The sequence below is a fragment of the [Mycoplasma] cavipharyngis genome (assembly GCF_042984175.1).
Lineage (GTDB): Bacteria > Bacillota_I > Bacilli_A > Mycoplasmatales > Mycoplasmoidaceae > Mycoplasma_N > Mycoplasma_N cavipharyngis.
Genome location: NZ_CP155569.1, coordinates 413036 through 427050 on the forward strand (window position 1 = coordinate 413036; position 14015 = coordinate 427050).

The window sequence follows — 14015 nt, forward strand, 5'->3', positions numbered from 1 at the left end:
CAATCATTAAATTAAAAACTAATCAAAATTATAAAACCCTAGTACTTTTAACTTAAAATATAATATTTATGAAATTTATTTTGCTTTTAGGCGCTCCTGGTGCTGGTAAAGGATCAATATCTGAATACTTAGTTAAACACCATAACTTTATACATGTTTCTACAGGTGATATTTTTCGCCAATTAGCTAATAAAAATAATAAATTAGCTAATCAAATTAAAAAAATTCTTGCTGCTGGTCAATTAGTTCCTGATAGTTTAACCAACCAATTAATTTTAGATCATCTAAAACAACTAGAAAAAATTAATTATGATCAATATGTTGTTTTAGATGGTTATCCTCGCACCCTATCACAAGCTAGTTTTTTTCAACAACATTTTTCTTTAGATCGTGTTATTGTTTTAAAGTGTAGTCAAGATCAAATTATTTTTCGATTAACAAACCGTTTAGTTTGTGAAAAAGGTTTGCACACTTATCATATTGTTAATAAACCACCAAAATCACCATATGTGTGTGATATTGATCAATCAATGTTAATTCAAAGAAAAGATGATCAAATTGATGTTATTCTTCACCGTTTACGTGTCTATCAAACCCAAACGGCTAGTTTAATTGAATTTTATAAACAATTGAATTTAGTCATTTTTGTTAATGCTGATCAAAGTATTGAACAAACAATTAATGAAGTTAATAGTGTTTTAAATCTGAAAAAATAATAAATATGTTATAATTTCCCTTGTATTTTTTGCTATGTTTTAACATAATATTAAATACAAAGCAAATTCTGTGAAATTTTGTTGTTAATTATTTTTCATGATCAAAAAAGTTATTGTCATTAATGATTTATCTTAAAAACACTGATCAAATTAATCAAATTAAAGCTGCTGCTGAATTGTGAAAAGAAGTAATTGCAGTTTTAAAAAAAATGATTACAGTTGATCATTCACCACTTGATTTATCAAACACAGCTGAAAAAATGATTAGAGCAGCAAAAGGTGAATGTGCTTTTAAAAATTATCATGGATTTCCAGGAAATTTATGTATTTCAGTTAATGAAGTAGCAATTCATGGTATTCCTAGTAAAAAAAAATTTTTAGCAACAGATAAAGTAGGAATTGATTTAGGTGTCAAACTAAATGGTTATTTTTGTGATGCAGGGTTTAGTCAAATTGTTGATCCAGCAACTAATCTAGATTATCAACGATTAGTTGATCATACCCATCAAGCTTTATTAGTTGGCATTGCTGCTGCTAAAGCTGGTAATTATACTGGTGATATTACTGCTGCAATTAGTAATTATGTTGCTACTAATTGTCCTGAATATCATATTTTAGATGATTTTTGTGGCCATGGTTGTGGTCTTAAATTACATGAAGATCCATTTATTTTAAATAAAGGTATGACAGCTAATACTGGAGTTAAATTGGTTCCTGGAATGATTATTTGCATTGAACCAATTCTTACTGATCAAAAAGATGGATCTTATATCATTGATCCTAATGATCACTGATCAGTCAAAGTAACTAATAATCATAAAGTGTGTCATTTTGAACACATGATTTTGATTTTAGAAAATGAAACAATTATTCTTACAAAATAGAATTAATCAAAAAATTTTGTTTTTGTTATAATATTTAACATTTGAAAAAAAGGGAATTCAACTTGAGCGATCAAAACGATAAAATTAAACTACGTGGTGTGGTTAAAGAATTACTACCAGAAGGTAGTATTTTAGTTATTTTAGAAAATAACGCTAAAGTTATTTGTCGTGTTTCTGGTAAAATGCGACAAAATAAAATTAATATTTTACCTGATGATAAAGTTGATGTTGAAATGTCATATTATGACTTAACAAAAGGACGAATTGTTTATCGTTACATTTAAATAAACTAATCTTAAAAAATCAATTTAATTAATTTCAATTAGTGATCAAAATCAAGCAATGGCTTCATTTTGGATTATTTAATTATTAATAGTAAGATTTTCTAGTTTGATTTTTTTAAAATAGTAATGTTAAACGATTTGTTTTATTAAACAAATATTATCCACTACTTTAAACTTTAGAAAGAAAAAGCAATCAATATGAAAGTTCGTGCATCTGTAAAACAAATATGCAAAGATTGTAAAATTATTAAACGAAAAAAACGTGTTTGTGTTATTTGTAAAACACCAAAACATAAACAACGTCAAGGATAATTTTATAATTTAATCAAAAAATTATTAATGATCATTTTTATTGTATGATCTTATAAAAACTAATCAAAAATTTTTCAATGAAAGGATTTTAAGCCAATATGGCTCGACTTTTAGGAGTTGATATTCCCAACAATAAGCGTTTAGTTGTTTCTTTAACTTATATTTTAGGTGTAGGACCAACTGCTGCTCGTAAAATTATTCAAAAAACAATTACTGGTCATACTAAACCAGTAAGTAATTTATCTGAAACTGATAAACAAAAAATTCGTGCTTTAGAAAATGTTCGTGTTAAAGATTTAGATAAAGAAATGTTTGCAGAAATTCGTAAAGCAATTGCAGCATTGCAAAATAGTAAAGATGAATTTCCATTATTACTAGAAGGTGATTTACGAAAAGAAATTAGTATTAACATTAAAAATAAAATGGAAATCGGTTCTTATCAAGGCATCAGACATCGTCGTGGTTTACCTGTAAGAGGACAAAGAACTAGAACAAATGCTAGAACTCGTAAAGGACCTAGAAAAACTGTTGCTAATAAAAAAATGGAAAGTAAATAATCATTAATTATGGCAAAGAAAAAGAAAAAAAAGTTGAATAGTCCAAACGGATTTGCTTACATTCATTCAACAATTAATAATACTATTATTACAATTACTGATGAAAATGGTAATGCAATCGTTTGAGGATCAGCAGGAACAATCGGTTATAAAGGAACAAAAAAATCAACACCATATGCTGCTGGTTTAGTTGCTGAACGGGTTGGTAAAGAAGCTTATAGTTTAGGATTAAAATCAATTGGTGTTAAAGTTAATGGTACTGGTGGTGGTCGTGAAGTAGCAATTCGTGCCTTAAAAAATGTTGGCTTTGTAATTCATGAAATTGCTGATGTTACTCCTTTACCACATAATGGTTGTCGTCCACCTAAACGCCCACGTTAATCATTTATAAATTCTAAATATCTCACAAGAAAGATTTGATCTATTTTTATATGCAAAAGTTTTCAAAATATCGCATTGAACCTAAAATTGATGCTAATGATCCTAATTTAGGAACTTTTACTTTTTATCCTTTAGAACAAGGATTTGGTACAACTTTAGGCAACGCATTAAGAAGAGTTTTATTAAGTTCAATTCATGGTGCGAGCGTTTTTGCAATTAAAATACCTAATGTAACTCATGAATACACTACAATTAAAGGTGTTTTACAAGATTTAATTCATATTGTTTATAACATTAAAAAACTAGCTATTAGTGTTAATGAGCGAATTGTTGATCATGATGATTTAGTTTCAAGAGAAATTGAAAATTGACCTATTTTGAAAATTAATCATAAAGGTAAAGGAATTGTTTATGCTCGTGACATTATTTGTCCCGCGGGCTTTGAAGTATTAAATGGTGATTTAGAAATTTGTGAAGTCACTGAAAATGTTAGTTTTAATATGGATTTATACACTACTGTTGATCGTGGTTATCGTTCTTTTAATGAGAATCGCGAACTAATTAATAGTATTAACATTATTGCAATTGATTCTAAATTTTCACCAATTTTACAAGTAGGTTATAAAGTTGATCAACAAAAAACAAGTAAATGAGGTATTAGTGAGAGTCTTGAAATGAAAATTGCTACTAATGGTACTATTAGTGCATCAAAAGCAATGTCATTAGCTGCTAAAATTTTAACTTCTCATCTTGAACCAATTATGAATATTGATCAAGAAGTTTCAGCACTAGAAATCATTCGTCAAGAAGAAGAACAGCAAAAAAAGGCAATTTTATCAACTCCAATTGATGAATTAGAATTAACAATGCGTTCGTTTAATTCACTAAAACGTAATGGAATTCACACAATTCAAGAATTAATTGATCGACCTAAATCAAGTGTGGAACAAATTCGTAATTTAGGTAAAAAATCTTTAAAAGAAATTATGCGCAAACTTGCTGATCGTAATTTAACTTTTAATGATGAAACAAAATAATTTATTTAGTAGGAAAAACAATTATTTTTTTATGTCATATATTAATAAAAAAGGCAGAACTTCAGCAGTTAATAAGATGATTAGTCGTCAACAAGTGTCTGATGTTTTATCATACCGTCAAATTATCACAACTCATACTCAAGCAAAAATCACTCAAGTTTTTTTAGAAAAATTAATCACTTTAGCTCGTAAAGATACTTTAGAGTCAAGAAGAAAAGCAGCAAGTTTTTTACTGAAAACAAAAAAATTTAGTAAAGATGAACTATTGCACCAATTATTTAGTGTTATTTCACCTGAATATGCTGATCGCAATGGTGGTTATTCTCGTGTCTTAAAATTAGATAGACGTCAAGGTGATAATGTTGAAATTGCTGTTTTACAATTAGTTTAATTGTTTTTAATGATCCAGTTGATATTTTGCTTGCTTGTTTAGTAATCAAAGTAAAATCTACTATTTCAGATTAGAAAACGATCTCAAATAATTATTTTGGGATCGTTTTTACTTTCAAATTAAATTTTTTAATAATCAAAACAATTAAGCAACTTTATATTAGATATAATTAAGTAATATTAAAAATTTAAAAATAGGGATGATCAAAACAATTAAAATTTATGGAATTAAGTTTAGAACAACAAACTAAATTGCAGTATAAAATTATTAAATTAATTACAACAAAATTTAACTGTAATGAAGAATTAATTGATAAATTTCAATTTTTATCACGTCGCATTTGTAGTTGAGTAATTGAATTTAGTATTAAAGATGATCCCCAATTATATTGTTTAAGATGAAATTTATTTAAATCAAAAACTAATTGGTTAAATGAATATTATTATTTAAAAACTAGTGGTTTAGATCAACAATATCTTTATTTTGATCCTGAAAATGGTAATTACATTAAAAAAAAGGTTCCTGGTCAAAGTTTAGCAACTTTAAAAATGAATCGAGAATTGTGAATCCAATTAATGAAAACATTAGTAGAATTTCATGAACAAACTAATTTAGCTAAAAAATTATTTAATTATTCAGCTTATAATACTTATTTAAACCAAAATTCACCACTAACAACAGAAGATTTAGAATTATTTTTAAAAATTGCTGAACAAAACACTAGTTTACCTGTAGTTTTTTCTCACAATAGTCTTGATTTAGAAAATGTTTTATATGATGGTGAGAAAATGCAATTAATTGATTTTGAATGAGTTGCTTATAATAATTGTTATTCAGATTTAGCAAGTCTTATTGTTGATCAAAATTTAGATGAAGCAACATCATTATTTTTATTAGAGCAATATAATCGTTTTGCAACTAAAAAATTAAATCCTAAGTTATTATGACAATTTGTTTATTTTAATGCTGCAATTGCTTATCAATGAGCAGTCAATCAAGAAAGAGAATATAATTTACAATCACTTAATAGTTATAAAAAACGTCATTATAAAATTATGCAACAAATTAAAAAAACTTATAATTTAAGAAATCTGTTAAAAAATAGTAAATAATTATTAAATTTATTTTTTTAAGTGATATATTGTTTATTTAATCTTCTTAATTGGTCATTAATAATTATTGATGATTTAATTATCTAATTTAAATATCAGTAATAAAATTAGATCCTTTTTAAGTTCTTAATAGAATTTAATAAACTTTGAAAAATTCTGCTTTTTTTAAAAATTACTAATAATAAATGATTATAAAGTTATTATCAAATCAAGATTAATTAACCAAATTTCTTCAAAAATCAAAAAGCAAAAATAAAACATAAGAAAATTAATTTTTAATGTAAAATTTTAGCAGTCTAAGTATAAGTTTGCTAATAGAACAAATCTTAGCTTTAATTAATAAAAAGTTAAATTCAAAGATCAAATTAATATTATTGATTAAACTAATTGCAAACAATAAAATAATATTAGTTGAAAAATTGAAATGATAGATACAAGAAAATAAATAATTTGAATATGAAAGAAACTTCTTTACCCGTATTAATATCACGAAATTCGGTTGTTTTTCCTGGTGGAATTCAAAAAATTGAAATCGGTCGTAATATTTCAATCGAAGCAACATATTGGGCTGAACAGAAATATAATAATGAAATTATTATTGTTTGTCAGCGTGATTATGATAGTGATTTTCCTGAACCTGATGGTCTTTATCAAATTGGTACTTTATGTAAAATTATTAATAAAAAATTAGATAAAGATAATGCTTTATCAATTGAGGTTCGAGGAATTCATCGAATCAAAATCGAGAAAATGGTGTTTGCTCCTGCTAATCCTGATCTAGTTTCTGAAGAAATCACATGATCTTTTAGTAAAGATAGTGAACTAACTTTTAAAACCGATGCTTTTTGATTGTGCAAATATAAAATTATTAAAGCGCGCAATAAAGCCAAAACTAATGTTGAAGCGGCTCATTTACAAGATTTAGTTTTTAATTTATTAAACCGAATGGAAGAATTATTAGGTGATGAGGACTTTAATTATCAGCAAGTACGAGAATTTGCTAGCAATCATGCTGATAAAATTTCTCACATTGTTGATTTATGTGCCCAAATTTGACCAGTTGATTCAGAAAATATAGTAGCTGTTAAGCAAAAATGATTAGAAAGTTTAGACATTAATCAACTAATTGATTTGATTTTGTCATATGAAACAATTCCTGAAGCCCAAAAAAACGCAATTGATGAATCAATTTCTCGTAAAGTGCACGCTAATATTAGTCGTCAACAAAAAGAATTTTATTTACGAGAACGAATTAAAGTAATTAAAGAAGAATTAGGTGATAGTCCTAATCGCGATGATGAATTAAATCAAATTCGAGCTCGCTTGAAAAAAGAACCATTTCCCCAAAGAATTATTGATAAAGTCACATCTGAACTAAATAAGTTAGAATATACCGCTTCTTTTTCTAATGAATCAATTATTTCTCGTAATTACATTGATTGGATTATGAGTTTACCATGGTGAGAAGAAACTAAAGCTGAAGTTAATTTAGAAAATGTGAAAAATGTTTTAGATCAAAATCATTATGGTTTAGAAAAAGTCAAAGATCGCATTCTTGATTTTTTATCAGTGCAACGTCGTAAAGGTTCAAAAGCTAGTGCAACTATTATTTGTTTAGTTGGTCCTCCTGGTGTTGGAAAAACTTCTTTAGTTATTTCAATTGCTGAAGCATTAAAACGCAAATTTGTTAAAGTTTCATTAGGTGGTGTTTCAGATGAATCTGAAATTCGTGGTCATAGAAAAACTTATATTGGTTCTATGCCAGGTCGAATTATTAAAGCAATGAAAAAAGCAGAAGTTTTAAACCCAGTATTTTTATTAGATGAAATTGATAAATTACGTTCTGATAATCGTGGTGATCCTGCTGCTGCTTTATTAGAAGTTTTAGATCCATCACAAAATAAACATTTTTCTGATAATTACATTGAAGAAGATTATGATTTATCTAAAGTGATTTTTATTGCAACAGCTAATTATGAAGAAAATATTCCTGAAGCTTTATATGATCGTATGGAAGTAATTAATTTAACTTCTTATACTGAACGAGAAAAAATGGAAATCGCTAAAACTCATTTAATTCCTGAAATTTTAAAAGAAAACAACATTAAAAAAACTGATTTAAAATTTAGTAGTGATGCAATTCATTACATTATTGCACGATATACACGTGAAGCTGGAGTAAGACAATTACGTCGGTTGCTTGCTACAATTGCTCGAAAATTAGTTCGTGCTCAAGAAAATGATCCTAAACATAAAGAAACAATTGATATTGATGCTGTTCGTAAACATTTGAAAAAAGAAATTTATGAATACAATGTGAAAGATCATGTAGCTCCAGTTGGTGTTGTTAATGGTATGGCATACACTGAATTTGGTGGTGATTTACTACCAATTGAAGTGATTTACTATAAAGGTACAGGTAAAATTATTATTACAGGGAACTTAAAAAAAGTGATGCAAGAATCAGTTTCTGTTGCTTTAAGTCATGTTCGAGCGAATGCTAAAACTTATGGTTTAGAAAAAATTAATTTTGAAGAAATTGATTTAAACGTTCATGTTCCATCAGGTGCAGTTCCTAAAGATGGCCCATCAGCTGGTGTGACATTAACAACAGCAATTATTTCAGCATTAAGTAATAAACCAGTTGATTCAAGTATTTCTATGACTGGAGAAATCACCTTGCAAGGCAAAGTTTTAATTATTGGTGGAGTGAAAGAAAAAGTAATTTCTGCAGTCCGTGGTGGGGTTAATAAAATCTTTTTACCTAAAGATGATGAACGTTATTTAGATGATGTTCCTGAAGAAGTTTTATCTAAAATTGAAATTATTTTAGTTAAACATTATTCAGAAATTTTTGATCACATTTTTGTTAAATCCAAAATCAAACCAATTACTAATAACAAACAAGCATTAACTAAAACGATTAATTAAGTTTAGAATTAATTAGATCAAATAAATGATATAAAAAGGAGTGAAAAGTTAATTTTTACTCCTTTTTTTTACTGTTTTTAATTACTATACTAATAGTTAATAACAAATCAATAAAAAAACCAGCATTCTAATTAGCTGGTTTTTTTTATAATAATTTGATTTGATAAGCCATGTTTTGTAAGTTATTTTGAAATAACTTGTTAATTATTAATCTAACTTTAATTCATTTATGATCCATAACTGAACTAAAATTTCATCTCGCAATTAATTTTTCTATTGAGATGATTCCCTTACCAACATTTAGGTTTCTCACTTGTGGAGTTTACCGCGTTTCACTTGCTCATTTCTAAGCAATTCGTCACTGTGGCACTTTATAAATGCTAAAAATCATGATGTTAATTACATTTTAGATAGTTAGCACGTCATCATGAAAAAAAATTTTCACGTCAAGTTTTATTTTTTATTTACTTGCACAAACACTACTAGCATTTCAGCATAGTGTGAGCATGGACTTTCCTCTAACTTAAATTTAATTTTTAATTAACTAAATTTTAAGCCAGCAATTAACTTAAATCAAATATTAATGGTAGATATTATAGCAAAAATTTATTTTTAGTTGTAATAATTTTAGTTTTAAGACTTAAGAATTAACATTCTTAAATAAAAAAATGTTAAATTTTTGAAAAAAAATTAGCAAATTAAATAAAAGAGTGCTAAAATTAGCAGCGTTAGTATTTAACTGCTAATTAAAAATATTAGTAAATTTAATAATTTTTATTCTAAATATATTAAAAATTAATTTCAGTTAAAAAGACATATATAAAAAAACTGAAATCATTGTAAAGGAAAAAGATGAATCGAAATATTATCATTGGTATTGATTTAGGAACAACTAATTCTTGTGTAGCTGTAATGGAAGGTGATAAACCTGTTGTTCTTGAAAACCCTGAAGGTAAGCGTACTACTCCATCTGTTGTAGCATTTAAAGGCAAAGAAGTAATTATTGGTGATGCTGCTAAACGACAAATGATCACTAATAAAGATACCATTCATTCAATTAAACGATTAATGGGAACTGATAAAAAAGTTAGTGTTGATGATAAAAAATATTCAGCAGAAGAAATTTCAGCAAAAATTTTGACTTACTTAAAAAATTATGCTGAAAAAAAATTAGGTCACAAAGTTACTAAAGCAGTAATTACTGTTCCTGCTTATTTTAATGACGCACAACGAAATGCTACTAAAAACGCTGGTAAAATTGCTGGATTAGAAGTAGAACGAATTATTAATGAACCAACTGCTGCTGCATTAGCATATGGTTTAGATAAAGTGAATCAAGAACAAAAAATTTTAGTTTATGATCTTGGTGGTGGAACTTTTGATGTTTCTGTATTAGATATGGCTCAAGGAACTTTTGAAGTGTTATCAACTTCAGGTGATAATAATTTAGGTGGTGATGATTGGGATCAAAAAATTATTGATTGATTAATTACTGAAATCCGTAATGAACACAGTATTGATTTAACTAAAGATAAAATGGCAATGCAACGATTAAAAGATGCTGCAGAAAAAGCCAAAATTGATTTATCAGGTTTAACATCAGTTCAAATTCTTTTACCATTTTTATCAATGAGTCATGGTCAACCATTAAATGTTGATAAAACTTTAACTAGAACTCATTTTGAAAATTTAACTAAAGATTTATTGAACCGAACTATTAAACCATTAGAAGACGCTTTAAAAGAAGCAAAAATTGAAACTAGTGAGTTAAACCAAGTTTTATTAGTTGGTGGTTCAACAAGAATGCCTGCTGTTCAAGCAATGGTTGAAAAAATTACTGGTCGCAAACCAAATTTATCAATTAATCCTGATGAAGTAGTAGCATTAGGTGCTGCTGTACAAGCTGGAGTTTTAAGTGGATCAGTTAAAGATATTTTATTATTAGATGTTACTCCATTAACTTTAGGAATTGAAACTCAAGGTGGTGTTGCTACTCCTTTAATTAAACGTAACACAACAATTCCAGTATCAAAATCACAAATTTTCTCTACTGCTGTTGATAATCAACCAGCTGTTGATGTTCATGTTGTTCAAGGTGAACGTCCTATGGCAAGCCAAAATAAATCATTAGGTAATTTTAATTTAGGTGGAATTGAACCAGCACCAAGAGGTATGCCCCAAATTGAAATTACATTTTCAATTGATGCTAATGGGATTTTAAATGTTACTGCTAAAGATAAAAAAACTGGTAAAGAACAATCAATTACTATTACTGATTCTTCAGGATTAAAAGAAGAAGATATTAATCGCATGATTAAAGAAGCTGAAGAACACGCTGAAGAAGATCAAAAAATTAAAGAACGTACTGAAATTAAAAACGAAGCTGAAACTTGAATTAATATTTTAAGTAAACAACTTGAATCTAAAGAAGCTGAAAAATTATCTGCAGAACAAAAAACTGAAGTAACAAAACAAGTTGATGAACTAAAACAATTATTAAAAGATGAAAAATATGATGAATTAAAAACCAAAATTGATTTACTAAAAAAAGTTAGTGAACAAATGGCACAACAATTCATGCAACAACAAGCAGCTCAAAACCAACAACGCACTCCTGAAGATATTCCTGAAAAAGATGCTGATTTAAATGAGGCTGAAATTGTTGAAGAAGTAACAGAACCTAAAGAAAATGATCCAAAAAAATAAATTGTGAGAGACAATTAGTCCAACTAAAAATTATTTGTTAGTAAGAATAGAAAATGATGTGCCAATTTTTAATCAATCACTTATTTTAGAAACAAATAATCAAGAACAATTATTTGAAGTTGGCATTGTTCTAAAAACTGGTACAAACGTTCCAAGTTCTTTTTATGATGCTAATAAAACAACAACAGTGATGTTTAAAAAATATTCTGGTACTAGTTTTCAGTTAAGTGACAATCATAATTATAAAATTATTGATTATCAAGATATTATTGCAACGATCCATTTTGATGAATAATTAATTTGCTTTATAAATCATATGAAAACTTTATTAATTTCAGACAATTTCATTTATTGTTTGATTTAATAAAGTTTTTTATTTTTATTATTTATGATTGATTAATTAATTTGATTTTGATGATCAACTTAATAAAAAGCAAGTAAAAAAATTAATTTTTATTAAAACAATTATTATAAAATTAAGCATTAGAAAATTAAAATAATAAGTTTTAATTTTGCATTATTTAGAATTAGATTAATTGTTTTATAAAATAAAATTTATTTAGTAAAAAATTTTCTAATCATTAAAATAGTATTTATTTAAAATATAATTCAATTTGATTAAGAAAAAGTTAATTAATAATTTGATAAATCATTTTTAACAATTAAAAAAATTTATTAATAATAAGAAAGTAGTTTTACCTTGAAAGATAAATATACATGAGATATTGAACATCTATTGAATAATCAACCTTATGAGGTTTTAGAAAATGAATATATTAAAGAATTTGAAATTTTAGTAAAATTATTTCAACAAAATCCTTTTGATTCATTTCAAAAATTTCATGATTTTTTAAAACAAAGAGAAAAAATCACTCTTTTATGAAATCGTCTTGGCAATTATTTAAGCAATAGTAACAACATTGATTTAAGTAATTTAGAATTTATTAGTAAAATCAATAGTTTGCAATTTAAATTATTACCATTAGAAAAAATTATTGCTAATTATGATAATGCTGTAATTAAATATAAAACTAAAATTGAAAAATATTTACAAGATGAAAAATTAAAAGAATACCAATACAGTTTTCACCAATTATTTCGTTATGAACCACATATTCTAAGTCCTGAAATTGAAAAGTATAATGCTAATTTTGCGCCATTATCAGGTGCATATGAACAAATTTTTTCAGGCATGATTGATCGTGATTTAAAATTCCCTGATGCAATTGATGCTAAAAATGAAAAACACCAACTTAATAATCGTGCTGATTTAATGCGATTATTAAAAAATGAGGATCGTGTTTTACGTAAATCAGCATATGTTAGTTGACATGAAACAATTTATAACTACCGTGAAACTTTAGCAACAACTTTATATTACACTTATTTAGATTATAACTTATCTGCACGAGTGCGTAATTTTCCAGGTTATGTTGCATCAAGTGCGTTTGCTGATCAAGTAACACCTGAATTTATTCAACATGTTTATCAAGAAGTATTAAAATATGCTCCACTTTATCAAAAATTTTATAAATTAACTAAAGCGGTTTTAAAAGTTAGATATAACTTAGATAAAGTTGAAGCTTGAGATCGTTATATGTCACTTGATAGTGATGAAGAAAATTTTTCAATTGAAGATGCACAAGAAATTGCTAAAGAAGCATTAGTAGTTTTAGGTGAACAATATGTTAAAAATATTCAACGTGCTTTTGATGAGCGTTGGATTGATTGAAAACCACAACCAAATAAACGTGGTGGTGCTTATTGTATTGGAGGAACTAGAGGATTAAGCAAAATTTATATGTTATTAAATTACAATGGTAAGTTAAATGATGTTAGCACTTTAGTTCATGAAATGGGTCATGCTCTACATGCTGTTGAATATTCTCAACACCAAACCATTTATGCATCTAATAGTATTTTCTTTGCTGAAATTGCATCAACTGCTAATGAAATTTTTTTAACTCATTATTTACTAAAAAAATATCATGATCATCCTGCTAAAAAATTATCAATTTATTATGAATTAATTGGTGGTTTTTTTAGTACAACAACAAGACAAATTATTTTTTCAGAATTTGAATGAAAATCTAATGAATTAATTAATTCTGGTCAACCTTTTAATTCTGAAGTGGCAATGAAACTTTATCAAGAAATTATTAAAAAACATGAAGGTGAAAAAAAAGAAATAACTGATTTACAAAAAAAATCATTAAGTACAATTTTAACTATTCCTCATTTTTATAGTTCAGTTTTCTATGTTTATAAATATTCAATTGGTGAAGTGGTTGCGATTTTAGTTGTTGATAAAATTTTAAATGGTAATCAAAAAGAAATTGATCAATACTATACTTTCTTACGATCAGGTAATTCAAAAACACCATTAGATACAATTAAATTATTAGGAATTGATTTAACTAAATCTGATCCATGAGAACAATGTGGCAAAGTTGTTAGTCAATGAATTGATCAATTTGAAACAATTGCTAATCAAGTTTATTTAAACCAAGTAGATGATTCATTAACAACTGATCAAAAACCTAAAAAAACAACAACTAAAAAATCATTAACATCAAGTACTAAAACAACAATTAAAAAAGTTGCAACTAAAACAAAAAGTAATGCTACTAAAAAACCAACAACAGTAAAAAAACGATCTAGTAGATCAAAAAGTAGTAGTAAAAATGAAAAATAATTGATGTGC

General features: G+C 26.4%; 13 protein-coding genes and 1 other RNA gene. 13 read left to right on the top strand and 1 reads right to left on the bottom strand.

Features of this window, described 5'->3' with window-relative positions; genetic code table 4:
• Positions 1 to 68: 68 nt before the first annotated feature.
• The 10 genes from MCAV_RS01680 (at position 69) to lon (ending at position 8605) form a co-directional block, all read left to right on the top strand.
• Complete coding sequence (locus tag MCAV_RS01680; RefSeq protein ID WP_391592158.1) at positions 69 to 716, top strand: adenylate kinase family protein; 648 nt, start codon at positions 69 to 71, stop codon at positions 714 to 716.
• Positions 717 to 838: 122 nt separating this feature from the next.
• The gene (map, locus tag MCAV_RS01685; RefSeq protein WP_391592159.1) at positions 839 to 1600 is read left to right on the top strand and encodes a type I methionyl aminopeptidase; all 762 of its coding nucleotides are present in this window, start codon (positions 839 to 841) and stop codon (positions 1598 to 1600) included.
• A gap of 62 nt (positions 1601 to 1662) precedes the next feature.
• Positions 1663 to 1884 carry a translation initiation factor IF-1 gene (gene infA / locus MCAV_RS01690; RefSeq protein ID WP_391592160.1) on the top strand — a complete coding sequence of 74 codons (222 nt, stop codon included), beginning with the start codon at positions 1663 to 1665 and terminating at the stop codon, positions 1882 to 1884.
• Between the two features lie 198 nt (positions 1885 to 2082).
• Positions 2083 to 2196, top strand: coding sequence for a 50S ribosomal protein L36 (rpmJ, locus tag MCAV_RS01695; protein WP_391592161.1), 114 nt, complete (start codon positions 2083 to 2085; stop codon positions 2194 to 2196).
• A gap of 98 nt (positions 2197 to 2294) precedes the next feature.
• Positions 2295 to 2753, top strand: a complete 459-nt coding sequence (locus tag MCAV_RS01700) for a 30S ribosomal protein S13 (protein WP_391592162.1) — start codon at positions 2295 to 2297, stop codon at positions 2751 to 2753.
• A gap of 9 nt (positions 2754 to 2762) precedes the next feature.
• Positions 2763 to 3134, top strand: a complete 372-nt coding sequence (gene rpsK / locus MCAV_RS01705; protein ID WP_391592163.1) for a 30S ribosomal protein S11 — start codon at positions 2763 to 2765, stop codon at positions 3132 to 3134.
• A 50-nt stretch (positions 3135 to 3184) separates the two neighbouring features.
• Positions 3185 to 4171: a DNA-directed RNA polymerase subunit alpha gene (locus tag MCAV_RS01710; RefSeq protein ID WP_391592164.1), complete on the top strand. Its 987-nt coding sequence runs from the start codon at positions 3185 to 3187 to the stop codon at positions 4169 to 4171.
• A 31-nt stretch (positions 4172 to 4202) separates the two neighbouring features.
• Positions 4203 to 4562 carry a 50S ribosomal protein L17 gene (gene rplQ, locus MCAV_RS01715; RefSeq protein WP_391592165.1) on the top strand — a complete coding sequence of 120 codons (360 nt, stop codon included), beginning with the start codon at positions 4203 to 4205 and terminating at the stop codon, positions 4560 to 4562.
• A gap of 221 nt (positions 4563 to 4783) precedes the next feature.
• Positions 4784 to 5674: a hypothetical protein gene (locus tag MCAV_RS01720; protein WP_391592166.1), complete on the top strand. Its 891-nt coding sequence runs from the start codon at positions 4784 to 4786 to the stop codon at positions 5672 to 5674.
• Positions 5675 to 6130: 456 nt separating this feature from the next.
• Entirely contained in the window at positions 6131 to 8605 is a 2475-nt protein-coding gene (gene lon / locus MCAV_RS01725) for an endopeptidase La (RefSeq protein WP_391592167.1), read from the top strand.
• A 159-nt stretch (positions 8606 to 8764) separates the two neighbouring features.
• Here lon and rnpB read toward each other — a convergent pair.
• An RNA gene (gene rnpB, locus MCAV_RS01730) (RNase P RNA component class B) lies at positions 8765 to 9180 on the bottom strand.
• Between the two features lie 277 nt (positions 9181 to 9457).
• Here rnpB and dnaK point away from each other — a divergent pair.
• The 3 genes from dnaK to pepF all read left to right on the top strand — a co-directional run bounded on the left by dnaK (position 9458) and on the right by pepF (position 14006).
• Complete coding sequence (dnaK, locus tag MCAV_RS01735) at positions 9458 to 11311, top strand: molecular chaperone DnaK (protein WP_391592168.1); 1854 nt, start codon at positions 9458 to 9460, stop codon at positions 11309 to 11311.
• Positions 11295 to 11606, top strand: coding sequence for a hypothetical protein (locus MCAV_RS01740; RefSeq protein ID WP_391592169.1), 312 nt, complete (start codon positions 11295 to 11297; stop codon positions 11604 to 11606). The genes dnaK and MCAV_RS01740 overlap by 17 nt, the downstream gene beginning before the upstream one ends.
• Before the next feature lie 405 nt (positions 11607 to 12011).
• Positions 12012 to 14006 (top strand): oligoendopeptidase F, encoded by a 1995-nt coding sequence (gene pepF, locus MCAV_RS01745; RefSeq protein ID WP_391592170.1) that lies wholly within the window; start codon positions 12012 to 12014, stop codon positions 14004 to 14006.
• The last annotated feature ends 9 nt before the right edge of the window (positions 14007 to 14015 follow it).